Origin of the sequence: Luteimonas sp. MC1828 (genome assembly GCF_016461615.1) — a bacterium.
Lineage (GTDB): Bacteria > Pseudomonadota > Gammaproteobacteria > Xanthomonadales > Xanthomonadaceae > Luteimonas.
On sequence record NZ_JAEMNY010000001.1, the window covers coordinates 481,600 to 505,577 of the forward strand.

Annotated in this window: 16 protein-coding genes; 13 read left to right on the plus strand and 3 right to left on the minus strand. The window is 70.8% G+C overall.

Translation table 11 applies throughout. The annotated features are described in order from the left end of the window. Positions 1-4 precede the first annotated feature (4 nt). The 8 genes from JHB91_RS02380 (at position 5) to JHB91_RS02415 (ending at position 11,617) form a co-directional block, all read left to right on the plus strand. Positions 5-1,615, plus strand: coding sequence for a glucoamylase family protein (locus JHB91_RS02380; protein ID WP_199471183.1), 1,611 nt, complete (start codon positions 5-7; stop codon positions 1,613-1,615). 6 nt (positions 1,616-1,621) lie between these two features. Then, positions 1,622-2,920 carry a sugar ABC transporter substrate-binding protein gene (locus JHB91_RS02385; protein WP_199471186.1) on the plus strand — a complete coding sequence of 433 codons (1,299 nt, stop codon included), beginning with the start codon at positions 1,622-1,624 and terminating at the stop codon, positions 2,918-2,920. Continuing rightward, positions 2,917-3,798 carry a sugar ABC transporter permease gene (locus JHB91_RS02390; RefSeq protein ID WP_199471188.1) on the plus strand — a complete coding sequence of 294 codons (882 nt, stop codon included), beginning with the start codon at positions 2,917-2,919 and terminating at the stop codon, positions 3,796-3,798. Before JHB91_RS02385 ends, JHB91_RS02390 begins: the two co-directional genes overlap by 4 nt. Next, positions 3,795-4,631 carry a carbohydrate ABC transporter permease gene (locus JHB91_RS02395; RefSeq protein WP_199471190.1) on the plus strand — a complete coding sequence of 279 codons (837 nt, stop codon included), beginning with the start codon at positions 3,795-3,797 and terminating at the stop codon, positions 4,629-4,631. The genes JHB91_RS02390 and JHB91_RS02395 overlap by 4 nt, the downstream gene beginning before the upstream one ends. Before the next feature lie 50 nt (positions 4,632-4,681). Beyond that, positions 4,682-7,786, plus strand: a complete 3,105-nt coding sequence (locus JHB91_RS02400; RefSeq protein ID WP_199472626.1) for a discoidin domain-containing protein — start codon at positions 4,682-4,684, stop codon at positions 7,784-7,786. 163 nt (positions 7,787-7,949) lie between these two features. Further along, complete coding sequence (locus tag JHB91_RS02405; RefSeq protein ID WP_199471193.1) at positions 7,950-8,693, plus strand: N-formylglutamate amidohydrolase; 744 nt, start codon at positions 7,950-7,952, stop codon at positions 8,691-8,693. Next, positions 8,686-10,563 (plus strand): flavohemoglobin expression-modulating QEGLA motif protein, encoded by a 1,878-nt coding sequence (locus JHB91_RS02410; RefSeq protein WP_199471196.1) that lies wholly within the window; start codon positions 8,686-8,688, stop codon positions 10,561-10,563. The genes JHB91_RS02405 and JHB91_RS02410 overlap by 8 nt, the downstream gene beginning before the upstream one ends. 4 nt (positions 10,564-10,567) lie before the next feature. Beyond that, the gene (locus JHB91_RS02415) at positions 10,568-11,617 is read left to right on the plus strand and encodes a glutathione synthetase (protein WP_199471199.1); all 1,050 of its coding nucleotides are present in this window, start codon (positions 10,568-10,570) and stop codon (positions 11,615-11,617) included. A 27-nt stretch (positions 11,618-11,644) separates the two neighbouring features. On the opposite strand, the gene pgl is transcribed toward JHB91_RS02415, so the two are convergent. Together pgl and JHB91_RS02425 are read right to left on the minus strand one after the other, a co-directional pair. Then, positions 11,645-12,388, minus strand: a complete 744-nt coding sequence (gene pgl / locus JHB91_RS02420; RefSeq protein ID WP_343225041.1) for a 6-phosphogluconolactonase — start codon at positions 12,386-12,388, stop codon at positions 11,645-11,647. 109 nt (positions 12,389-12,497) lie between these two features. After that, on the minus strand, positions 12,498-13,877 hold the full coding sequence (locus JHB91_RS02425; RefSeq protein ID WP_199471202.1) for a GH1 family beta-glucosidase: 1,380 nt from the start codon (positions 13,875-13,877) through the stop codon (positions 12,498-12,500). A gap of 136 nt (positions 13,878-14,013) precedes the next feature. On the opposite strand from JHB91_RS02425, the gene ugpC reads away from it, so the two are divergent. Continuing rightward, entirely contained in the window at positions 14,014-15,126 is a 1,113-nt protein-coding gene (gene ugpC, locus JHB91_RS02430) for a sn-glycerol-3-phosphate ABC transporter ATP-binding protein UgpC (protein WP_199471205.1), read from the plus strand. A 116-nt stretch (positions 15,127-15,242) separates the two neighbouring features. Here the strand turns inward: ugpC and JHB91_RS02435 are convergent, their stop codons facing one another. Then, a complete protein-coding gene (locus JHB91_RS02435) occupies positions 15,243-16,145 on the minus strand; it encodes a DNA ligase (RefSeq protein WP_199471208.1) in 903 nt (300 codons plus the stop codon). Between the two features lie 211 nt (positions 16,146-16,356). Here JHB91_RS02435 and smc point away from each other — a divergent pair, with 211 nt between their 5' ends. From smc to epmA, 4 genes are read left to right on the plus strand one after another with little or no spacing between them, the layout of a single operon-like run. Continuing rightward, positions 16,357-19,860 carry a chromosome segregation protein SMC gene (gene smc / locus JHB91_RS02440; RefSeq protein ID WP_199471210.1) on the plus strand — a complete coding sequence of 1,168 codons (3,504 nt, stop codon included), beginning with the start codon at positions 16,357-16,359 and terminating at the stop codon, positions 19,858-19,860. Between the two features lie 19 nt (positions 19,861-19,879). Then, the gene (gene zipA / locus JHB91_RS02445) at positions 19,880-20,626 is read left to right on the plus strand and encodes a cell division protein ZipA (protein WP_199471214.1); all 747 of its coding nucleotides are present in this window, start codon (positions 19,880-19,882) and stop codon (positions 20,624-20,626) included. Positions 20,627-20,669: 43 nt separating this feature from the next. Continuing rightward, positions 20,670-23,024, plus strand: coding sequence for an NAD-dependent DNA ligase LigA (ligA, locus tag JHB91_RS02450; RefSeq protein WP_199471217.1), 2,355 nt, complete (start codon positions 20,670-20,672; stop codon positions 23,022-23,024). Then, entirely contained in the window at positions 23,021-23,974 is a 954-nt protein-coding gene (gene epmA / locus JHB91_RS02455; RefSeq protein WP_199471220.1) for an EF-P lysine aminoacylase EpmA, read from the plus strand. Before ligA ends, epmA begins: the two co-directional genes overlap by 4 nt. Positions 23,975-23,978 lie beyond the last annotated feature (4 nt).

Below are 23,978 nucleotides of genomic sequence, written 5' to 3' on the forward strand. Positions count from 1 at the left end.
ATTGATGCGGACGCAATGGCCATCGTCGTTCCGGGCGCTTTGCCTGGCGGCTTGCGGACTGCTGCTCGTCGCGTGTGGCCGCGAGCAGCAGGAGGTGGAGCCGCCGCGCCCGGGCCCCATCGAAGAAGTCGTGGTCACCGCGCCGGCGGATCCGCGCGCGGTGGGACCGCCCGAGCTGACGCCGCTGTTCGGCGACATCGAGAAGCGCACCTTCCAGTTCTTCTGGGACACCACCAACGAAGCCAACGGCATGACACCGGACCGGTTCCCGTCGCGGCCGTTCGCCAGCGTCGCGGCGATCGGTTTCGCGCTGACGGCCTATCCGGTAGGCATCGAGAACGGCTGGATCAGCCGCCAGCAGGCCGTGGACCGCACACTGCTCACTCTGCGGTTCCTGCGTGACGCGCGGCAGGGGCCGGGTGCGCGCGGCACCATCGGCCACAAGGGATTCTTCTACCATTTCCTCGACATGCAGAGCGGGCACCGGTACGAGCCGTGGGTGGAGCTCTCGAGCGTCGACACCGGGCTGATGATGATGGGCGTGCTGTTCGCGCAGAGCTATTACGATGGCGACGACGCGCGCGAACGCGAGATCCGCGAGCTCGCCGAAGCGCTGTACCTGCGTGTCGAATGGCCCTGGCTGCAGCAGCGTCCGCCATTGATCTCGATGGGCTGGTACCCGGAGCGTGGTTTCATCGAACACGACTGGACCGGTTACGACGAGGCCATGCTGGTCTATATCCTGGCGCTGGCGTCGCCCACGCACCCGGTGGAGCCGGAGGCCTGGACGCAGTGGGCGTCGACCTACGACGACAGCTGGGGCGTCTACCAGGGCCAGGAATACCTGAGCTTCGCGCCGCAGTTCGGCCACCAGTACAGCCACGTCTGGGTCGATTTCCGCGGCATCCGCGACGCCTACATGCGCGGGCGTGGCATCGACTATTTCGAGAATTCGCGTCGCGCGACCTACGCGCAGCGCTCGTACGCCATCGAGAACCCGATGGGATGGGCGGGCTACGGCGCCGACATCTGGGGCCTGACCGCCAGCGACGGCCCGCAGCGCACCGAACAGGTCTATGACGGCACCCCGCGCGAGTTCCGCCACTACTCCGCGCGCGGCGCCGGCATCGCGGTGGCCTTCGATGACGGCACCATCGCGCCCACGGCGGCGATCGGCTCGCTGCCATTCGCGCCCGAGCTGGTGATCCCGGCCACCGAGGCGCTGCACGCCAGGCATGGCGAGTACCTGTACTCCAGCTACGGGTTCCTCGACTCGTTCAATCCCAGCTTCAACTACGACGTGCCGCTCAAGACCGGGCGCATCGTGCCGGGCAAGGGTTGGGTGGCGAGCGACTACATCGGCATCGACCAGGGGCCGATCCTGCTGATGATCGCCAACTACCGCAACGGCTTCGTCTGGGAAGTCATGAAGCGCAATCCGCACATCCGCCGCGGGCTGGAGCGCGCGGGCTTCACAGGCGGCTGGCTGGGCGAGGCGCAGGCCGCGGGCGCCAGGCCGACCGGCGCAGGCGTGGAAGGAGCGACGGAAGCCGAAGGCGCCGACGCGCTCGAAGACGAAGACGAAGCCGTGCTCGAGCCGGCCACGACGCCCTGATCCGCAATGAGGGCATGGCTCAGGTGTTTCCGTCTTCTGCCAGCCCCGAGGCTCGTGGTGTTGCTGGCGGCGCTGCTCGCCGCGGGCTGCGCGCGCCAGGACGACGACGTGCTGCGCTTCTGGGCCATGGGGCGCGAGGCCGAAGTGGTCACGGAGCTCATCGCCGACTTCGAGCGTGAGCACCCGGGCATCCGCGTCGAGGTGCAGCACGTCCCGTGGTCGGCGGCGCACGAGAAGCTGCTCACCGCCTTTGCCGGCGAAGGGCTTCCGGACATCTGCCAGCTCGGCAATACCTGGATGCCCGAGTTTGCCGCGCTCGGGGTGCTGGAACCGCTGCAGGACCGCGTGGACGCTTCGGCGGTGGTGCGCGAGGACGACTACTTCCCGGGCATCTGGGGCACCAACGTCATCGACGGCACCTTGCTGGGCGTGCCCTGGTACGTGGATACGCGCCTGCTTTTCTACCGCAAGGACATCCTGCGCGCGGCGGGCGTCGACACGCTGCCCGTGAGCTGGGAGGAATGGCGCGCGGCCATGGCCGCCGTGCAGCGCGAGGTCGGGCCGGGTCGGCACGCGATCCTGATGCCGCTCAACGAGTTCGAGCCGCAGGTGTCGCTGGCCCTGCAGCAGGAGGCGCCCATGCTGCGCGACGACAACGGGCGCGGCAATTTCAGCTCGCCCGGCATCGGCCGTGCGCTTGCGTTCTATGTCGACATGTTCGGGCAGGGCTGGGCGCCGGCGGTGTCGGAAACCCAGATCTCCAACGTCTGGGACGAGTTCTTCAAGGGCAGCTTCGCGTTCTACCTGTCCGGCCCCTGGAACATCCGCGAGTTCCGCCGTCGCGAGCCGCCGGAGCTCGTGGGTCAGTGGGGCACCATGGCCCTGCCGGGTCCGGACGGCCCGGGTGCCGGCATCGCAGGTGGTACGAGCCTGGTGCTGTTCCGCGATTCGCCGCGCAAGGAAGCGGCGTGGAAACTGGTCGAGTATCTTTCCCGCCCCGACGTGCAGAAGCGCTTCCACGCGATGATCGGCAACCTGCCGCCGCGGCGCAGCACCTGGGAGGATCCGGAGTTGGCCAACGACGAACTCGCACGCGCCTTCCGCGACCAGCTGGAGCGCGTCGAGCCCACGCCGCAGGTGCTGGAATGGGAGCGCATCGCGCAGGAGCTGCGGCTGGCGACGGAGCGCGTGGTGCGCGGCCGCGAATCGCAGCCCGAGGCCATGCGCCGGCTGGACGCCAAGGTCGACGACATCCTCGCCAAGCGGCGCTCGGTGCGCGCGCGCAAGGCGGAGGCGACGCCGTGAACCGCGCCGCGCTGGCCGGGTGGCTGTTCGCGGCGCCGGCGCTGCTGGTGCTCGGCGTGTTCTTCGCGCTGCCGGTGCTGTCGGCGCTGCTGCTCAGCCTCACCGACTTCGATCTCTACGCGCTGGCCGAGCCGGGCAACCTGCGCTTCGTGGCGCTGGGCAACTACATCGACCTGCTGCAGACGCCGCTGTTCTGGAAGGCACTGTGGAACACCAGTTATTTCGTGGTGGTGGGCGTGCCGCTGTCGGTGGCGGTCTCGCTGGGCGCGGCGCTGCTGCTGAACTCCGGACTGGCGCGCGCCAAGGCGTTCTTCCGCACCGCGCTGTTCGCGCCGGTGGTGACCACGCTGGTAGCGGTGGCGGTGATCTGGCGCTACCTGTTCCATTCCAGCTACGGTCTGGTGAACTGGGCGCTGGGCCATGTCGGCATCGGACCGGTCGACTGGCTGGGCGATCCGGCCTGGGCCATGCCGACCATCATCTTGTTCGCCGTGTGGAAGAACTTCGGCTACAACATGGTGATCTTCATCGCCGGCCTGCAGGCGATCCCGGTGGACCTGTACGAGGCCGCACGCATCGACGGCGCTTCGCGCTGGCGCCAGTTCCTGCACATCACGTTCCCGATGCTTGGCCCGGTGCTGCTGGTGGTCGGGGTGATCACCGTGTCCGGCTACTTCCAGCTGTTCGCCGAGCCTTACGTGATGACCCGCGGCGACCCGCTGCAGTCGACGGTCAGCGTGCTGTATTTCATGTTCGAGGAAGGCTTCAAGTGGTGGAACCTCGGGCGCGCGTCGGCGGTGGCGTTCATGCTGTTCCTGGTGATCCTGGCCGTGACGACCTTGCTGTTGCGCATCGGGCGCAGACGGGGGCTGGTATGAGCCGCGGCGTGGGCGAAGCGCGCAGCGCAGTGCTGCTGGTGAACGGCGCGCTCGCCGTGCTGGCGGTGCTCAGCCTGGCGCCGCTGGCGTGGATGGCGTCGGTGTCGTTCATGCCGGCCGGCGAGGCCAGCGGGTTCCCGCCGCCGCTCATGCCATCGCAGGCGACGCTGGCGAACTACCACGCGCTGTTCGCGCGCACCGGCATGGCGCGCAACTTCGCCAACAGCCTGCTGGTGTCGCTGGCGATCACCCTGGGTTCGCTGCTGGTCAACACGATGGCCGGTTATGCCTTCGCCAAGCTGCGCTTCCGCGGCCGCGAGCGCATGTTCCAGGTGCTCCTGGCGGCGCTGGTGGTGCCGGCGCAGGTGGCGATGCTGCCGCTGTTCCTGCTGATGAAGGAGCTGGGCCTGGTCAACAGCTTCGGTGGGGTGATCGTGCCGGCGCTGGCCTCGGTGTTCGGCATTTTCCTGGTCAGGCAGTACGCGCGGTCGATCCCGGACGAGCTGCTTGAAGCCGCGCGCATAGACGGCGCCGGCGAGATGCGGATCTTCTTCCAGGTGGTGCTGCCGATGCTCAAGCCGGTGCTGGTGACGTTGGCCATCTTCACCTTCATGGGCTCCTGGAACGACTTCATGTGGCCGCTGATCGTGCTCACCGACCAGGCCAACTACACCCTGCCGGTGGCGCTGGCGTCGCTGTCGCGCGAGCACATCATGGACGTGGAGATGATGATGGCCGGCGCGGTGCTGACGGTGCTGCCGGTGCTGCTGCTGTTCCTGGCGCTCCAGCGGTACTACATCCAGGGCCTGCTGCTGGGCAGTGTGAAGGGGTGATCGTGGGACTGAACAGGTGGCTGTCGGGTGCGGTGCTGGCCATGGCCGGCATGGCCGCGCTGCCGGCGGTGGCGCAGGAGGTGCTGTTCACGCGCGTGCTGGACGATTTCTCCGATCCCGCCGCATGGCGCGTGGTCACCTCCAACCAGGTCACCGGCGTGATCCGCCAGGTCGACGGCGCCGACGGCGCGGCGCTGTGCCTGGACTACGACTTCAACGGCGTTTCCGGCTATGCCGGCATCCAGCGCAACCTGGCCATCACCTATCCCGGCAACTACCGCTTCGATCTGCAGCTGCGCGGCAACGCGCCGGCCAACGACCTGCAGTTCAAGCTGGTGGACGCCAGCGGCGACAACGTGTGGTGGGTGAACCAGCCGAAGTACGCGCTTCCGAAGCGCTGGACCGCGGTGCGCCACAAGGCACGCCACGTGGTGCGCGCCTGGGGGCCGGATCCCGACCCGGTGCTGCGCGCCAGCAGCCGGCTCGAGTTCACCGTGTACAACAACGTCGGCGGACGCGGCTCGGTGTGCTTCGACGCGCTCACCTTCAGCGAACTGGCACCGGTCGATGCCAGCCCGCTGTCTGTCAATGCATCGGCCACCGCGGGCGATGCCGCGGCCGCGGTCGACGGGAATAGCGAGACGGCATGGCGCGCCGCCAACGTCGCGCCGGCGGGGCAGCGGCTGGTGCTGGATCTCGGCAGCGTTCGCGAGTTCGGCGGGCTGGTGCTCGACTGGCTGCCCGGTGCGCACGCCTCGCGCTACGACGTCCAGCTGTCCGACGACGGCCTGGCCTGGCGCGACGTGCACAGCGTGACGGGCGGCAACGGCGGGCGTGACTGGATCGCGTTACCTGAGGCGGAAGCCCGCTATCTGGCGCTCGATCTCCGCGCGGGGCCAGGCGACAGCTTCGCGCTGGCCGCGGCACGGCTGCAGCCCTTGGCCTTCTCGGCCCACGCCAACGACTTCGTGAAAGCGGTGGCCGCCGACGCGCCGCGCGGCTGGTTTCCACGCGGCTTCAGCGGCGAGCAGCCGTACTGGACGATCCTGGGGACCGATGGCGGCCTGCAGCAGGGCCTGATCGGCGAAGACGGCGCGATCGAAGTGGGCAAGGGTGGTTTCAGTCTCGAGCCGTTCGTGACCGTGGACGGCAAGCTGGTGAGCTGGGCGGACGCGGCGCCGCGGCAGTCGCTGCAGGACGGCTACCTGCCGGTGCCGAGCGTCGACTGGCGGCACGGCGACATGGCGCTGCGCATCACCGCGTTCGCGCAAGGGACGCCTGCCGCGTCGCAGCTGGTGGCGCGCTACCGGCTTGCCAACAGCGGCGCCCGCGCCCGCGAATTCACCCTGGCCTTGGCCGCGCGTCCGCTGCAGGTCAATCCGCCGGCGCAGTTCCTCAACACCCTCGGCGGTGTGAGCCCGATCGATTCGATCGCCGTGGACGGCGGCACCATCAGCGTCGCCGGCGTGCCCCGCGTGTTCGCCAAGCAGGTGCCGACTGCCGCGTTCGCGACCTCGTTCGACGCCGGCATGGCCGTCGCCCATCTCGCGAGCGGCAACTTGCCCGCCACGACGCGCGTGGAGCGTGATCCCACCGGGCTGGCGTCGGCGGCGCTGGTCTACCGCATGCGCCTGGGGCCGGGCGAAGTGCGCAGCATCGAGGTGATGGTGCCGATGACCGGCGGCAGCGGACCGGCGCGGCGCTGGTGGGATGCCGACGCGCTGCAGCGCGATGTCGCCGGCGACTGGCGCGGCAAGCTCGACCAGGTGCGCCTGGACCTGCCGCCGCAGGGCCAGGTGCTGGCCGACACCCTGCGCACCGCGCTGGCCCACATGCTGGTCAGCCGCGTCGGCCCGCGCCTGCAGCCCGGCACGCGCGCCTATGCGCGCAGCTGGATCCGCGACGGCGCGATGATCGCCGAAGGGCTGCTGCGGCTGGGCCGCGATGACGCGGTACGCGAATACCTCGAGTGGTACGCGCCGCACCAGTTCGACGACGGCATGGTGCCGTGCTGCGTCGACGACCGCGGCAGCGACCCGGTGCCCGAGAACGACAGCCACGGCGAGCTGGTCTTCACCATCGCCGAGTACTGGCGCTACAGCGGCGACCGCGCGTTCCTGGAGCGCATGTGGCCGCACGTGCGTGGCGCGTTCGACTACATGGAACGCCTGCGCGCGAGCGAGCGCACCGAGGCCAACCGCGCGCGCAACCCGGCCTTCTACGGAATGATGCCGGCGTCGATCAGCCACGAAGGCTATTCGGCGAAGCCGATGCACTCGTACTGGGACAACTTCTGGGCGCTGCGCGGCTACAAGGACGCGGTGGTGGTGGCGGAGGCGCTCGGACACGTTGACGACGCGGCACGCATGGCCGCCGCGCGCGACCAGTTCCGCGACGACCTGGACGCCTCGCTGCGCGCCGCAGCCCGGCTTCACGGCATCGACTACCTGCCGGGTGCCGCCGAGCTCGGTGACTTCGATGCCACCTCGACCACCATCGCGCTTGCCCCGGGCGGCGAGCAGGGGCGCCTGCCCGCCGACCTGCTGCACAACACCTTCGAGCGCTACTGGCGCGAGTTCAGCGAGCGCCGCGACGGCACGCGCGCATGGACCGCGTATACGCCGTACGAATGGCGCAACGTCGGCGCCTTCGTGCGCCTCGGCTGGCGCGAGCGCGCGCAGGACGCGGCGCAGTGGTTCCTCGCCGACCGCGCGCCCCCGGCCTGGAACCAGTGGGCCGAGGTGGTCACGCCCACGCCGCGCACGCCGTTCTTCCTCGGCGACCTGCCGCATGCGTGGGTGGCGTCGGACTTCGTCCGCTCCGCGCTGGACATGTTCGCCTACGTGCGCGAGGTCGATGACAGCATCGTGCTGGCCGCCGGTGTGCCCGAGCACTGGCTGGCGCATGGCGTCGCCATCGATGGCTTGCGCATGCCGCAGGGCACGCTGCGCTACTCGCTGCGAGGCGATGGCGACGCGCTCGTGCTGGAGGTCGGGGAGGGTCTGGTGCCGCCGTCGGGCGGACTTGTCCTGCCCTGGCCCTATCGCGGGTCCGCGCCCGGTGCGACGACCATCAACGGCGTGCCTGCTGCCTGGCAGGGCGGCGAACTGCGCCTCGCAGAGCTGCCGGCGCGCGTCGAGGTGTCGCTGCGCTGACGGCCGCGGCCACATCCCGATCACGTCGCGGCGGATAGAACAGGCGCTGCCGCGGCTGTCGCGGCGCGCGCACCTGGAGCCCGCCCTGACCACCGTCGATCCGTCCGCGCCACAACGGCCACACGCCACCGCCTGGTGGACGCTGCAGCGCGCCGATGATCCGGTGTTCGCAACCGCCATCCACGACGGACACGCACTGCGCCCGGAAGTCGCGGACGCGATGCGGCTGCCCGACGGCGAACGCCTGCGCGAGGAAGACCCGTTCACCGGGCAGGCCATCGCCGGTGTGCCGGGCCGTGTGGTCGTGCACCGCTCGCGGTTCGAGGTCGACCTCAACCGGGCCGCCGACCAGGCCGTGTATCGCGTGCCGGAGCAATGTTGGGGCCTGCACCTGTGGGACGCACCGCCGGACGAGGCCTTCGTGCAGCATTCGCTGCGCCTGCACCACGCCTTCTATCGCACCCTCGCCACCGTGTTCGACGACCTCGTGCGCCACCACGGCCGCTTCGTGGTGTTCGACGTGCACAGCTACAACCATCGGCGCGACGGCCCGACCGCTGCGGCGACGCCGGCGGAGGATGCGCCCGAGGTCAACATCGGCACCTGGTCGATGCCGCGCGGGCGTTGGGCCGGCCTGCTCGACCCACTCATGGACACCATGCGCGCGGTCGACTTCAACGGGCGCCACGCCGACGTGCGCGAGAACATCGCCTTCCAGGGGCGTGGCGAGCTCGCGCGGTTTGTGCATGCGCGCTACCCGGAGACCGGCTGCGCGATCGCGCTGGAATTCAAGAAGACCTTCATGGACGAATGGACGGGTGTCCCGGACCCCGCGGAGCTCGCGGGCATGCGCCGCCTGGTCGATGCCGCGGCGGCCCATGCCCGCGAGTGGCTCGCGCATGCCTGAACCCGTTCGCCCCGGTCCCCGCGTGCAGAAGCCGCCGGCGCCGGACTTCGGTCTTGGCGCATGGCGCCGCGAGCTCGACGCCGGCGGTCGCGTGCACATCGACCGGCCGCTGCCGTTCCTGGTGCTCAACCGCTATCCCGACGAGGCCGCGAGCATCGCGCGCCGCCTCGCGACCATCAGCGCGGCACACCTGGTGTGGCCGGCGGGCGGGGACGCGGACGCGGGGGCCATCACGCGCCTCGATTCCGTGCTGGCCCACCAGGCGCGGGACTTTCCGAGCTACCTGCTGCTGTGGCTGCACGACCTGCCACGCGACGCTTCGATCGCCGAGGACAGCCCGCGCCTGGAGCCGTTCCGGTTCACCGTGGCCGCAAGCGGCGGCGCACCCGCCCATGCGGCCGCGCGGCGCCTGCGCGACGCGCTGGCCGGGGCGTGCATCGAGCTTCGCGAAGCGGCGATCGAGGATGCCGGCGCGCCCGACCTGCCGGCGGCGCTCGCCGCGCTGGTGGAAGGCAGCGCAGGCATCGGCGTGCTGTCGTTGGGGCTGCCGCGCATCTACCTCGCCCCGGGCAGCGATGCGGTGTACCCGCAGGTGTTCCACGAACTGGAAACGCTGGCGTTCGATGCCTTGTTGCAGGCGCTGGCCGCGTTCGTCGAAGCCGCCACGCCGGACATCCGCGTCCCGCACCGAACGCTTGGGCGGAGCCGCTTCATCAAGGCCGCGGTCGCCGTCGACCGCGACCTGGCGGCAATCAGCGCCTCGTTCGATTTCCTGCTCTCGGTGTCGCCGATCAATACGGTCGAGGCAATGGAGCGCTTCCACGCGGCCGGAAGCGACAAGGCGCCGGAGTTCCGCTACCGGCCGTTGACCGTCAGTCCGGAGCTCTCCAAGCGTGCGCTGTACTCGATCGACGTCCGTGCCGTGGAAGATCCCGTCCTGGAACAGCTGTTCCTGCAGAAGCAGCGGGAGCTCGACCAGCAGTTGACCATGCTCCAGGGCCGCAACACTCCGGCGTTCAAGTACGCCTCGGTCATCCAGTACGGTGCGGTCGAAGCGTCGCTGCTGGGCGAGGCGCGCGGGATCCTCGCGCGCGAGGACGCCGCCGCCGGCAACGAAGACACGGCCTGTGTCGATTGCCACGCCGTGCGCGAGGCGGCGGAAGCGCTGATCGCCCGCTACCGCCACAGGGCGCCGCTGTTCCAGGCCGAGGTCTGCCTGCGCGACGACATCGCCCCCGGCCTGATGGTGTCCGGGCGCTCGGTGCTGGTGTCCACCGCCACGCGGATGCGCCGCTGGCGGCTGGATGCGCTGCTGCAGCACGAGGTCGGGGTACACGTGCTCACCTGCGTCAACGGCGGCGCGCAGGGGCTGTCGATCTTCGGCAGCGGCCTGGCCGGCTACGAGGGCATCCAGGAAGGGCTCGGCGTGTTCGCGGAATACCTGGTGGGCGGCCTGGGGCGGTCGCGCCTGCGGCTGCTCGCGGCCCGTGTCGTCGTGGTCGATGCGATGCTGGACGGCGCGGAATTCGTCGACTGCGATCGCATGCTGCGCCGCGACCATGGCTTCACTCCGCGCGCCGCGTTCAACATCGTCGCCCGCGTTTTCCGTTCCGGCGGCCTCGCCAAGGATGCGATCTACCTGCGCGGGCTGAAGGAAGTCTTTGCGTGGGTTGCGGGCGGCCGGCCGCTGGACGCCTTCTGGACCGGCAAGATCGCCGCGTCCCACGTGCCGGTGGTCGACGAACTGCGTGCGCGCGGAATCCTGCGCGAGCCGGCGGTGCTGCCCGAATTCCTCTCGCGGCCGGAGGCGCGCGCGCGGCTGGCGCGCGTGCGCGGCGGCGAACCCTTCCTCGAACTTGTCCAGGCCTGAAACCATGCTGATCGCCTTCTATGTCAACGACCTCGAAATCGAGTACGCCGGCTACACCACCACCGTGCTCGCGCACGAGGCTTCGCGCCGCGGCCACCACGTCTGCTACATGACGCCTGGCGATTTCGTGCTGGGCACGGACGACCGCATGCGCGCGCACGTGCACATGGTGCCGCCGCTGAAATCCGGCAAGCGCACGCAGGAAAAGTTCTTCGCCGACCTCCAGGCGGTCACCCGCAAGAAGCTGGTCGACATCACCGACATCGACGTGCTGATGCTGCGCAGCGACCCGTCGAACGATGCGGCCACGCGCCCGTGGGCCGAGTCGGTGGGTGTCCAGTTCGGTCGCCTGGCCGCGATGCGCGGCTGCCTGGTGCTCAACGACCCGGACGCGCTGGCCAAGGCCGCCAACAAGCTGTATTTCCAGTCGTTTCCGCGCGCGGTGCGGGCCGAGACCCTGATCAGCCGCCAGGCCTCCGACATCAAGGCCTTCGCCAAGCAGCATGCCGGCAACATCGTGCTCAAGCCGCTGCAGGGCTCGGGCGGGCAGGGCGTGTTCCTGGTCGACCAGAAGTCCGGCGGCAACCTCAACCAGATGATCGAGGCGATCGGCCGCGACGGTTACATCATTGCCCAGGCGTGGGTACCGGAGGCGGAGAAGGGCGACATCCGCCTGTTCCTGATGAACGGCGTGCCGCTCGAGATCGACGGCAAGTACGCGGCGATGCGCCGCGTCGGCGCCAAGGAGGACATCCGCAGCAACATCCACGCCGGCGGCAAGGCCAAGCCGGTGCGCATCACCGAACGCGAGTTGCGCGTCGCCGAGCTGATCCGGCCGAAGCTGGTGCGCGACGGCATGTTCCTGGTCGGCATCGACATCATCGGCGACACCATCCTCGAGGTGAACGTGTTCTCGCCCGGCAACCTCGGCTCGTGCAGCGCCCTGGCCGGGGTCAACTTCGCGGACAGGATCCTGGCGTCGATCGAGCGCAAGCTGGAAGTCGCTGCCGGCTTCCCGGGGCATTTCGACAATCGCGCGCTGGCGGTGCTGTAGGCCGTCGCCGGCCGCGGCCGGCAGCGATCACGGGCTCCACAGGACGCGCAGCGGCGCGCCGGGCGTCAGGAAGGCGATGCGCACCGGGAACTCCGCGGGGTCGTCGCCGGCGAGCACGCGCTCGAGCAGCGCGCGCTTGTGCAGGCCGCGGATCAGCAGGAACCGGCTGTGGGCCGGCGCGATGCCGGCCGGCGTGAGGCTGATGCGGCGCGGCCATTGCTCGGCGCCCGGGCAGCCGCGCGCATCCACCGCGACGTAGGGGCGCGTCGAGGCGAATGCGTCGTCGAGCCCGCGCATGCCCGGGAACAGCGATGCGGTATGCCCATCGTCGCCCATGCCCAGCACGACCACGCCCGCGGCCTGTCGGGCGTGCATGTTGGCTGTGGTCACCGCCTCTTCGATGCTGCGCCCGGCACGGGTGATCGCCTCGAAGCGCGCGCGCGCGGCATGGTTGCGCAGCAGGGATTCGCGCACCAGGCGGGCGTTGCTGTCGACGTCGTCGGGGAGCAGCCAGCGTTCGTCGACAAGCGCGACATCGACGCGCTCCCACTCGATCGGTGCCCGGGACAGGGCCTCGTAAGCCGCTCCCGGGGTGTTGCCCCCTGACAGCAACAGGCGTGCGCGCGGCTGCTGCTCCAGGTCGCGCTTGAGCGCCGCCGAGACCGACACCGCGGCCGCCCACGCCCACTGCGTGGCGTCCTGGAAGGCCTCGAACTGCACGCGGCCGTCGAGCAGGGTGTCACCGACGTGCGCGGCGCCGCGTCCGGTCACGCGGCGGGCCGGCGCGCTGTGGGGTGGGCACCGGCATCGTCGTGCGGGACGGTGTATGCGTTGGCGCCGGACAGCAGGTGCGTGTCGTGCATGTCGGCGCTGTCCCGGGTCAGTAAGGCAGGGGGTCGGCGAGGGCGCGCCCGTTGCTGGCGATCACCCCGGAGTACCAGTGCGCACTGTCCTTCGGCGTGCGCTGCTGGGTGCCGTAGTCGACGTGCACGATGCCGAAGCGCTTGGAATAGCCGAGTGACCATTCCAGGTTGTCGAGCAGCGACCAGGCCATGTAGCCGCGCACGTCGACGCCCGCGGTGATGGCGTCGTGCACGGCCGTGATGTGCTTGCGCAGGTAGTCGATGCGCAGCGGGTCGCGCACGCGGCCGCCCTCGGCCACGGGCGGGTCGAAGAACGCCGCGCCGTTCTCGGTGATGTACAGCGGCAGGTCGCCGTAGGTGTCCTTGAACCACAGCAGCAGTTCGGTCAGCGCCATCGGGAACACTTCCCAGCCGGTCTCGGTATAGGTCGCGCCCGGCTGGCGCACGCCGCCGGCGCGCAGTGGGTAGCTGGCGTCGGCCCGCGTCACGCTGCGCGTGTAGTAGTTGATGCCGACGAAATCCAGCGGCTGGCGGATCAGGTCGAAGTCGACGGGGTCGATCTCCGGCCAGGCGTCGCCGAATACCTCGGCCAGCTCGGGCGGATAGCGGCCGAGCAGGGCGGGGTGCAGGTATTGCTCGTTCATGTACGCGTGGGCGCGCTTCACCGCTGCCTCGTCTTCGGCCGAGTCGCTGGCCGCATGCTTGGGCTCGATGTTCACCACCAGGCCGATCTCGTGCTTGCCCTCGGCGCGATACGCCTGCACCGCGGCGCCGTGCGCGCGCATCAGGTTGTGCGACGCGATGGGTGCCTCGTAGCGGCTGCGGTGGCCGGGCGCCAGCGCGCCGTGCAGGTAGCCACCATCGGTGATCACCCACGGCTCGTTGAGCGTCACCCACTTTTTCACCCGGCCATCGAGCGCGCGGTACAGCGTGGTGCCGTATTCGGCGAACCAGTCGGCGCAGTCGCGGTTGAGCCAGCCGCCCTTGTCGTCGAGCGCTGCCGGCAGGTCCCAGTGGAACAGCGTGAGCAGCGGCTCGATGTCATTGGCCAGCAGTTCGTCCACCAGGCGTGAGTAGAAGTCCACGCCGGCCTGGTTGACACGGCCGATGCCCTCGGGATGGATCCGCGACCACGACACGCTGAAGCGGTAGGCCTTCAGGCCGAGCTCGCGCATCAGCGCGACGTCGTCCTTCCAGCGGTTGTAGTGGTCGCAGGCGATGTCGCCGGTGTCGCCGTTCAAGGTCATGCCCGGCGTATGCGCGAAGCGCGTCCAGATGCTCGGGCCGGCGCCGTCCGCCATGGGCGATCCCTCGATCTGGTGCGCGGCGGTGGCGGCGCCCCAGAGGAAGCCCTCCGGGAAGCGCAGGTCGCGAGTCGGGGAAGCGTCGGTCGGCATCGGTGAGGGGTCCGGGAGTCGTGAAGGCTGGAAGCGGTTACATGCCAGAATAGCGGAAGCCGTCCGGCGCGTTGTCAACGCCGGTCGCGGCGCGCGGCGCTGCTTCGCGCGCATGTTTCCACGCATGGGAGATGGCATGGCGCAGGTGCGGCTCGACCACGTCCGCAAGGTCTACCCCGACGGCTTCGTCGCGGTGTCCGATGCCGGTTTCGAAGTGGCCGATGGCGAACTGCTGGTGCTGGTTGGCCCATCGGGCTGCGGCAAGTCCACCCTGCTGCGGATGATCGCCGGGCTGGAGGCGGTGAGCGGCGGCACCATCACCATCGGCGACAGGATCGTCAACGATGTCGCCCCGCGCGACCGCGACATCGCCATGGTGTTCCAGAGCTACGCGCTGTATCCGCACATGAGCGTCGCCGGCAACCTGGCGTTCGGCCTGAAGCTGCGCGGGCACGACAAGGGCACGATTGCCGCGCGCGTGGGCGAAGCCGCGCGCATGCTGGGCATCGAGGACCTGCTGGAGCGCAAGCCGGCGGCGCTGTCGGGCGGTCAGCGGCAGCGCGTTGCCCTGGGGCGTGCGCTGGTGCGCCAGCCGCAGGTCTTCCTGCTCGATGAGCCGTTGTCCAACCTCGATGCGCGGCTGCGCGCGGCGATGCGGGTGGAGATCGCGCGCCTGCATCGCAGCCTCGGCGCGACCATGGTCTACGTCACCCACGACCAGGTGGAGGCCATGACTTTGGGGCAGCGCATCGTGGTGCTTGACGGAGGCCGCATCCGCCAGATCGACACGCCGATGGCCCTCTATGAGCGGCCGGCCGACGTGTTCGTGGCGACTTTCCTGGGCAGCCCGGCGATGAACATGATCGCCGGCCGGCTCGACGCGGATCGCGCCGGCTTTGTCGCCAGCGACGGCATGCGGATTCCACTGCCGGGGTTGCATGCGTCGAGCGAATGGTCCGGACGGCCGCTTCTGCTTGGCGTGCGCCCCGAGCACCTGCTGCGTGTGGAGCGGGGCGACGCCGCGGGCGGCGCGTTCGACGCGCTGGTTGAAGTGGTGGAGCCGGTGGGCAACGAAGTCTTCGTCAATCTCCGGCTCGGCGACCACACGCTGGTGGCGCGGCTGCCGCCGGGCGCGCTGCCGCGTCCTGGTGAATCCATCTCGCTGCGCGTGGCAGTCGAACACGTGCATGTCTTCGATGGTGCCGCCGGCGGTGATGGCGCCCGGCTGGAGGCGGATGGAGGAGGCTGACCCGGTCTGGTCTGCAGACTGCGGCCTGCCGGAAGCGTGTGCGCGGTGCGGGAGTTCGAGCCTGGCGCTGCGCTGCAGTGGGCGTTGCGGCACTTGGCGCCGGGGGCGCAATGGGGTCAACGCTGCCCCGGCGCGTCCACTGGCGTGCGGATGCGCAGGAAGCGTGCGAAACGCGGTAGCCCGTTGCCGGTGTAGCCGTTGTAGCGGTAGGTGACGAGACTGCCCACGGGCGGCGGGGTGGCGCGCTCCGCATCGCTCAGGCCACTGCCCAGCCGGAAGCGTGTGCCGTCGGCCCGTTCCACCAGCAGCGCTCCCAGCATGCCGGCGTACTTGCCGTTGCCGGGCAGGTGCGCCACGACCCGGGCCTCGGCATCGTCGTGCGGCTTGAGCTTGCGCAGTCCATCGCTGCGGCCCGCCGTGTACAGCGCGGTGCCGTGGTGGAGCATCAGTCCTTCGCCGCCCGCGGCCAGCACCGCCGCCAGCCGCGCCTGCACGCCCCCGGCATCGGCCACCCGGGATTGCGCCACGGCGCGCAGCCACGGCGGCGCGCCGACGCCCGACAGCGTGCGCATGGCCGCGACGCGCGCCGCGAACGGGCCGCCGTGTTCGGGCAGGTCGAACACCAGGAAGCGGACCCCGCGCCAGGCGTCGTCGTTGCCGCTGCGGCGGAGCAGGGCGGCGACCTCGTCGAAGCGCCCGCGCCCCAACCAGAGCTCACCGTCCATGGCGTGTTGCGGCCAGCCGGCGGTGAACCAGTCGGGCGGGTCGATGGCATGCCCCGCGCGCGTCCACAGGCGGCGGCCGTCCCAGCGGCCGCGGACGCCGTCGAGCTTTTCGCTGACCCAGTAGCCGGCGACATCGCCTGGAAGAGCATCCGCAGGCGCGCCTGCCGTGGCGGCGGCGTGCATCAGGCCGGGCGGGGCAGCCAGCGCCACCGGCGCGGCAAACGTGCAGGCACAGGCCCAGGCCAGCGCGGCGGCGCGGAGGGCCGTGACGTTGGCGGGAAGGCGGCATGTCATGGCGTACCTCGTGCGTGTGGCGTCGGGCCAGCCTGCGGCGCCATCGGCGAGGCGCGTATCGGCTGCCGGCGCGGTCTGCGGTCAGGGTGTCCCGCACCGCCGGGCCGGCCATCCCGGGGCCCGACGGGGGCCGGGGCGGACTCGCGCCGCGGAGGTGCCGCTATACTCGAGTCGTTGCGGCCTGCCGCCGCCGAGGCTCCCAGACCGCCGCATGCGCCTGTCCACGATCAAGCTTTCCGGCTTCAAATCCTTCGTCGATCCCACCACGCTGCACCTGCCGACCAACATGACCGGCGTGGTCGGTCCCAACGGCTGCGGCAAGTCGAACATCATCGACGCCGTGCGCTGGGTGATGGGCGAGAGCTCGGCCAGCCGCCTGCGCGGCGACTCGCTGACCGACGTGATCTTCTCCGGTTCCACCGCCCGCAAGCCGGTCTCGCAGGCCACCGTCGAGCTGGTCTTCGACAACAGCGACCACACCATCACCGGCGAGTTCGCCGCCTTCAACGAGATCTCGGTGAAGCGCCTGGTCTCGCGCGACGGCCAGAGCAGCTATTACCTGAATGGGGCCAAGTGCCGCCGGCGCGACATCACCGACCTGTTCCTCGGCACGGGTCTCGGGCCGCGCAGCTACTCGATCATCGAGCAGGGGATGATCAGCCAGATCATCGAGGCCAAGCCCGAGGACCTGCGCGTGTACCTGGAAGAGGCCGCCGGCATCTCCAAGTACAAGGAGCGCCGCAAGGAAACCGAGACCCGCATCCGCCACACCCGCGAAAACCTGGACCGCCTCGGTGACCTGCGCGAGGAAGTCGGCAAGCAGCTTGGCCACTTGGCGCGCCAGGCGCGCCAGGCCGAGCAGTACACGGCCATCCAGGCCGAGCGCCGGATCCGCGACGCCGAGTGGAAGGCGCTGGAATACCGCGCGCTGGACGCGAAGCTGTCCCGCCTGCGCGAAGGGCTGTCGCAGGAAGAGACCCGCCTGCAGCAGCTGATCGCCGAACAGCGCGAGGCCGAGCGCGAGATCGAGACCGGGCGCGTGCGGCGCGAGGAGGCCATGGAGGCGCTCAACGCCGCGCAGGCGGCCGGCTACGAAGTCGGCGGCATGCTGGCGCGCGTCGAGCAGCAGATCGCGCACCAGCGCGAGCTGTCGCAGCGCCTGCTGCGCGCCCGCGAAGAGGCCGAGGACGCGCTGGCCGAGATCGGCCAGCACATCAGCGGCGACGAGGAGCGGCTTGCGATCCTGGCCGAGTCGGTGGCCGAGGCCGAACCCGCGCTGGAGATGCTGCGCGAGGACGACAGCGCCCGCCAGGACGCGCTGCGCGACGCCGAAGCCGCGCTGGCCGGCTGGCAGGAGCGCTGGGACGCGCACAGCCGCGGCCAGTCCGAGGCCGCGCGTGCCGGCGATGTCGAGCGCACCCGCGTTGACTACCTCGACCGCCAGTCGCTCGAAGCCGACCGTCGTCGCGAACAGCTCGCCACCGAGCGCGCCGCGCTTGATCTCGACGCGCTGGCCGAGGCGTTCGCCGCGGCCGCCGCGCAACACGAAACACAGTCCATCGCGATCGAGGCGCTGGGCGAAGGCCTGGAGGCGCGCAAGCAGGCCGCGCTCGATCTCCAGGACCAGCAGCGCGCCGGGCAGCAGGCGCTGTCGGACGTGCGCAAGGAGGCGCAGGAAGCGCGCGGCCGGCTGTCCTCGCTGGAGACCCTGCAGCACGCCGCGCTCGGCCAGGAGCAGGGCGCGGCGATGGCCTGGCTGCGCCAGCACGGCCTGGATTCCGGCACGCGCGTCGGCGAGGCGCTGCAGGTCGAGGCCGGCTGGGAGAACGCGGTCGAGGGCGCGCTCGGGCAGATGATCGAGGGCGTGCTGGTCGAGAGCCCCGAGTCGCTGGTCGAGGCGCTCGCCGATCTCGGTGACGGGCGCATCGCGCTGGTGTCGTCCGCGGCCGGCGATGCCGGGTTCGCGCCCACCTCGCTTGCCGCCCGCGTGCGCGGCCCGCTGGCGATCCGCCGGCTGTTGTCGCGCCTGCACGTGGCCGAGTCCCTGGATGAGGCGCGCGCGCTGCAGGCGCGGCTGGATCCCGCCGACTCGGTGATCACCCGCGACGGCGAACGCCTCGGCGCCGGCTGGCTGCGCGTGCTGCGCTCGGGCGCCGCGCGCCAGGGTGCGCTGCTGCGCGAGCGCGAGATCCAGGGCCTGCGGGAACGCATCGAAGAACTGCAGGCGCGCGAGGCCGAACTCGAGGCGGCGCAGGGCAGCGGCCGCGAGCGCCTGCTGGCCGCCGAACAGGCGCGCGAGGACGTGCAGCGCCAGATGTACCAGGCGCATCGCGCGGTTTCCGAGCTCGCCGGGCAGATGCAGGGCCAGCAGGGCCGCCTGGACGCCGCGCGCAACCGCATCGAGAAGATCGATATCGAACTGGCGCAGCTCGCCGAGACGCTGGCGACCAGCGGCGAACAGGCGCGCGACGCCCGTGGCCGCCTGGAAGGCGCGGTCACGCGCATGGGCGACCTGGAAACCACGCGACGCGAGCTCGACGCCGAGCGCGCCCGCCTCACCGAAGCGCGCGATGCCGCGCGCAGCGCCGCCCGCGAGTCACGCGAACAGGCCCACGCGTTGGCCCTGCAGCTGGAATCGCAGCGCACCCAGGTGACCGCGCTGCGCCAGGCGCTGTCGCGCATGGGTGGCCAGCGTGGCCAGCTCGATACCCGCCTGGGCGAGATCGCCGCGCAGCTCGCCGAAGGCGATACGCCGGTGGAAACGCTCGAGCAGCAGCGCCAGCTGGCGCTCGCCGAGCGCGTCCGCGCCGAACAGACGCTGGGGCAGGCGCGCAGGGCGCTGGAAGGCGTCGATGCCGGCCTGCGCGAATACGAACAGGTCCGCCACCAGCGCGACGAACAGGCCATCGCCCAGCGCGAAGCCATCGCACAGCGCCGGCTCGACCAGCAGGCCCTGGTGATCCACGCCGAGCAGCTGGCCGCTTCGGTGGTCGAGGCCGGCTTCGTGCTCGACGACGTGGTGGCCGGCCTTGCCGAAGACGCCGAGGTCACCGCCTGGGGCAAGCAGGTGCAGGACTTCGACAACCGCCTGCGACGCCTGGAGCCGGTCAACCTGGCCGCGATCCAGGAGCATGCCGAAGCCGCGCAGCGCAAGGAGTACCTGGACAGCCAGGACGCCGATCTCACCTCGGCGCTCGACACCCTCGAGGACGCGATCCGCAAGATCGACCGCGAGACGCGTGGTCGCTTCAAGGACACCTTCGACCGCGTCAACTCCGGGGTGCAGGAAATCTATCCGCGGCTGTTCGGTGGCGGGCACGCCTACCTCGAGCTGACCGGCGAGGACCTGCTGGACACCGGCGTCGCGATCATGGCGCGGCCCCCGGGCAAGCGCGTGTCGAACATCTCGCTGCTGTCCGGCGGCGAGAAGGCGATGACCGCGGTCGCGCTGGTGTTCGCGATCTTCCAGCTCAATCCCGCGCCGTTCTGCCTGCTCGACGAAGTCGACGCGCCGCTCGACGAAGCCAACGTCGGCCGCTTCACGGCGATGGTGTCGGAGATGAGCCAGAAGGTGCAGTTCCTGTTCGTCACCCACAACAAGGCGACCATGGAGGCCGCGACGCAGCTGTCGGGCGTTACCATGCGTGAGCCTGGTGTGAGCCGGCTGGTGTCGGTCGACCTCGCCGAGGCGGCCCGCCTGGCTGGCGCCGCCTGAACCTGTAACGGAGAGCACGATGAGCGATGTATGGCTGTTGCGTCTGGGGATCCTGGTGGCAGGCGCCCTGCTGTTCGCGGCCATGTGGTACATCGGCACGCGCCCGCGCACCGGCCAGGGCCGGCGCGTCGAGAACCGCGCGCCGCGTGACACGCGCATGGAACCCACGCTGGGCGCGCAGCTCGAGCGCGAGCTTGGCGATGGCGGGCAGGCGCCCGGCGACGCCGCCGTGCAGAGCGAGATGGAGCTGCTCGACGGCGCGGTCGGCGGCACCGCCGGCGCGACCGTCAGCGAGTACGGTCGTCGCGTCAGCGACGAGTTCGACAAGATCGTGACCCTGTACATCGCCGCGCGCGCCGGCCAGGTGCTGCGCGGCCCGGACATCGTGGTCGCGGCCGAAAAGGCCGGCCTGACCTACGGCCACATGAACGTCTTCCACCGCCTGGTCGACGGCCACCCGGAGCGTGGCCCGGTCTTCAGCGTGGCCAACATCCGCAAGCCCGGCAGCTTCGAGATGGCCGAGATCCAGGCCATGGAAACCCCGGCGATCGCGTTCTTCCTGACGCTGCCCGCGCCGCTGCGCGCGCTGGACGCCTGGGACGCGATGCTGCCCACCGCCGAGCGCATGGCCGAGCTGCTGGACGGGGTGCTGCTGGACGAACAGCGCAACGCCCTGGGACGGCAGCGCATCGCGCACCTGCGCGAGGAACTGCGCGCCTACGACCGCGAGCAGGAAGTACCGATCAGCCGCAGCCCGGGCTGGTAATCCGGGCGGAGCCGCCGCGCACGGCAAGCCTTACAATCCGTCGATGCCCGACAACGCCCCGCAGCGCGCCGCCGAACTGCGCCGACTGATCGACGACGCCAACCACCGCTACCACGTGCTCGACGATCCCGCGATCGCCGACGCCGACTACGACCGCCTGCTGCGCGAGCTGGTCGCGCTTGAAGAAGCGCATCCGCAGCTGGCCACGCCCGACTCACCGACGCGGCGGGTGGGCGACGCGCCCTCCGGCAAGTTCGCCGAGGTCCGCCACGCGGTGCCGATGCTGTCGCTGGCCAATGCGTTCAGCGACGACGAGGTGGCGGAATTCGTAGCCCGCATCGTGCGCGAGACCCGTGACCAGGACCCGGTGTTCTCGGTCGAGCCCAAGTTCGATGGACTGGCGATCAGCCTGCGCTACGAAGCGGGGCTTTTCGTGCGTGGCGCCACGCGTGGCGATGGCGCGAGCGGCGAGGACGTCACCGCCAACCTGCGCACCGTCAAGGCCGTTCCGCTGCGCCTGCGCGAGCCAGGCGGGCCGGGCCCGGGCGTGCCGGAGGTGCTCGAGGTGCGCGGCGAGATATATATGCCGCGCGCCGGTTTCGATGCCTATAACCAATGGGCGCTGGCCAACGGCGCTAAGCCGCTCGCCAATCCGCGCAACGGCGCAGCGGGTTCGCTGCGCCAGCTTGATCCCGCGGTCAGCGCGCGCCGGCCGCTGGCGTTCTTCGCCTATTCGCTGGGCGTGGTGGAAGGCGTCGAGCTGCCCGATACGCATTCGCAGGCGCTGGCCTGGCTGCGTGCGCTGGGCTTCCCGGTGTCGCCGCTGGTGGAGGTGGCGCGCGGCCTCGACGGCGTGCTGGCCTACTACCGCCGCATCGGCGAGGCGCGCGACACGCTGCCCTACGACATCGACGGCGTGGTCTACAAGCTCGACCGCAGCGACCAGCAGGAGGCGATGGGTTTCGTGTCGCGCGCGCCGCGCTGGGCGATCGCGCACAAGTTCGCGGCGCAGGAGGAATCCACGGTGGTCGAGGCCATCGAGGTCAATGTCGGACGCACGGGCGCGGTGACACCGTGGGTGCTGATGCGGCCGGTGCACGTGGGCGGCGTGACCGTCACCCGTGCCACGCTGCACAACGCCGACCAGGTCGCGCGGCTGGACGTGCGCGTGGGCGACACGGTGATCGTGCGCCGTGCCGGCGACGTGATCCCCGAGGTGCTGCGCGTGGTCGCCGAACAGCGGCCACCAGGCACCACGCCGTGGCGCATGCCCACCGCGTGCCCGGCCTGCGGATCCGAGATCGTGCGCGAAGAAGGCGAGGTGGTGGCGCGCTGCAGCGGCGAGCTGGTCTGCCCGTCACAGCGCGTGCAGGGCCTGTTCCACTTCGCCTCGCGCCGGGCGATGGACATCGACGGCCTCGGCGAGCGCTTGATCCAGGCGCTGGTGGACTTCGGCTACGGCGACAGCGTGGCCGACCTGTACCGGCTCACGGTCGAGGACTTCGTGGAGATGCGGCGCCGCGCCGACGAGCGCGATGGCACCACGCCGGAAACCGTGCGCGCCGGCAAGGTCGCCACGCGCTGGGCGGAGAACCTGGTGGCGGCGATCGACCACAGCCGCGAGACCACGCTCGAGCGTTTCCTGTTCGCGCTCGGCATCGAGCACGTCGGCGAGAGCACGGCCAAGGCGGTGGCCGCCTGGTTCGGTGATCTCGAGCGCATCCGCCGCGCGCCGTGGCCGCTGTTCAAGCGCGTGCCGGACGTGGGCGACGAGGTCGCGCGCGCGCTCGGCCATTTCCTCGACCAGCCGGGCAACCAGCAGGTCATCGACGCGCTGCTGGCGCGCGGCGTGCGCATCAGCGACGCGCATCCGCCGTCGCCGAAGCTGCGCGAGGGCCTGGACCTGGCGACGCTGCTGGCCGACATCGGCATTCCGCGGCTGACGCCGCTGCGCGCGCGCCAATTGGCGGATGCCTTCCCCGACGTGCACAGGCTGCTGGCTGTGGACCGCCACAACATGGTGATCGCGGGCCTGCCTGAAGAAGCCGCGGCTGCGTTCGCAGCCTGGCGGACGGACCTGGCGAACGTCCGGCTGCTCGAGGCCGCGGTGGCGATGCAGGCCGACCTGCTGGCGGCCATGCCCGCGGCCGATGCAGCGGCCGGTCCGCTCGACGGCGTCACCGCGGTGATCACCGGCACGCTGGAGTCGATGGGCCGCGATGAAGCCAGGTCACGGCTGGAAGCGCTGGGCGCGAAGGTGGCCGGCAGCGTGTCGAAGAAGACCGGCTTCGTGGTTGCCGGTGCCGAGGCGGGCTCCAAGCTGGCGAAGGCCGAAGAGCTGGGCGTGGAGGTCTGGGACGAAGCGCGGCTGCTGGCGTTCCTGGCGTCGCACGCATGAGCCGGCTGGATGCACTGCGCCTGCGCGCGCGCCTCAACGCGTTGCTGCGCGATTTCTTCGCGGCGCGCGGCGTGCTCGAGGTGGAGACGCCGGTGATGTCGCGCGCCGGCAATACCGATCCCAACATCGCGTCGTTCGCGCTGCAGTTCGGTGGCCGCACCGACGGCGCGCCGCGCACCCGCTGGCTGCGCACGTCGGCCGAGTACCCGATGAAGCGCCTGCTCGCCGCCGGCGTCGGTGACTGCTACGAACTCGGCCGCGTGTTCCGCGATGGCGAAGCCGGCGGCCGCCACAATCCCGAGTTCACCATGCTCGAGTGGTACCGCGTCGGCTGGATGCTCGAGCCGTTGATCGACGAGACCGCGGCGCTGGTGCAGGCGGCGCTGGCGCTGGTCGGGCGCGAGGCCACGCTGCGCAAGCTGTCGTATCGCGATGTGTACCGCGAGGCGCTCGGCCTCGACCCGATGACCGCGTCGATGGCCGAACTGCAGTCGGCGTTCGCCGGCCAGGTCGATCCCGAGGGCCTGACCCGAGACGACTGGCTCGACCTGCTGATGACGCACCACATCCAGCCGTCGTTCGCGCCCGGGCAGTTGCTGGCCATGCACGACTACCCGGCGTCGCAGTGCGCGCTGGCGAAGGTCGTGCGTCGTGACGACGTGGATGTCGCCGAGCGCTTCGAGCTGTACCTGGGCCCGCTGGAACTGGCCAACGGCTACCACGAGCTCACCGATGCCGGCGAACAGCGCGCTCGCTTCGCGCGCGACCATGCCGTGCGCGACGCCCGTGGCGCCGTGCTGCCGCCGGTCGATGAGGCGCTGCTCGGCGCGCTGGCTGACGGCCTGCCGGACTGCTCGGGCGTGGCGCTCGGCGTCGACCGCCTGCTGATGGCGATGCTCGGCAGCAATGCGATTGCCGACGTGCTGGCCTTCGATTTCGCGCACGCCTAGCGTC

What these genes read in the sequence shown, in the direction of transcription:
- JHB91_RS02435 (WP_199471208.1), bottom strand. Translation starts at nt 16,145, where the DNA reads ATGACATGCCGCCTTCCCGCCAACGTCACGGCCCTCCGCGCCGCCGCG.
- JHB91_RS02400 (WP_199472626.1), top strand. Translation starts at nt 4,682, where the DNA reads ATGGCCGCGCTGCCGGCGGTGGCGCAGGAGGTGCTGTTCACGCGCGTG.
- JHB91_RS02380 (WP_199471183.1), top strand. Translation starts at nt 5, where the DNA reads ATGCGGACGCAATGGCCATCGTCGTTCCGGGCGCTTTGCCTGGCGGCT.
- JHB91_RS02410 (WP_199471196.1), top strand. Translation starts at nt 8,686, where the DNA reads ATGCCTGAACCCGTTCGCCCCGGTCCCCGCGTGCAGAAGCCGCCGGCG.
- smc (WP_199471210.1), top strand. Translation starts at nt 16,357, where the DNA reads ATGCGCCTGTCCACGATCAAGCTTTCCGGCTTCAAATCCTTCGTCGAT.
- ugpC (WP_199471205.1), top strand. Translation starts at nt 14,014, where the DNA reads ATGGCGCAGGTGCGGCTCGACCACGTCCGCAAGGTCTACCCCGACGGC.
- JHB91_RS02415 (WP_199471199.1), top strand. Translation starts at nt 10,568, where the DNA reads ATGCTGATCGCCTTCTATGTCAACGACCTCGAAATCGAGTACGCCGGC.
- JHB91_RS02425 (WP_199471202.1), bottom strand. Translation starts at nt 13,877, where the DNA reads ATGCCGACCGACGCTTCCCCGACTCGCGACCTGCGCTTCCCGGAGGGC.
- ligA (WP_199471217.1), top strand. Translation starts at nt 20,670, where the DNA reads ATGCCCGACAACGCCCCGCAGCGCGCCGCCGAACTGCGCCGACTGATC.
- epmA (WP_199471220.1), top strand. Translation starts at nt 23,021, where the DNA reads ATGAGCCGGCTGGATGCACTGCGCCTGCGCGCGCGCCTCAACGCGTTG.
- zipA (WP_199471214.1), top strand. Translation starts at nt 19,880, where the DNA reads ATGAGCGATGTATGGCTGTTGCGTCTGGGGATCCTGGTGGCAGGCGCC.
- JHB91_RS02385 (WP_199471186.1), top strand. Translation starts at nt 1,622, where the DNA reads ATGAGGGCATGGCTCAGGTGTTTCCGTCTTCTGCCAGCCCCGAGGCTC.
- JHB91_RS02395 (WP_199471190.1), top strand. Translation starts at nt 3,795, where the DNA reads ATGAGCCGCGGCGTGGGCGAAGCGCGCAGCGCAGTGCTGCTGGTGAAC.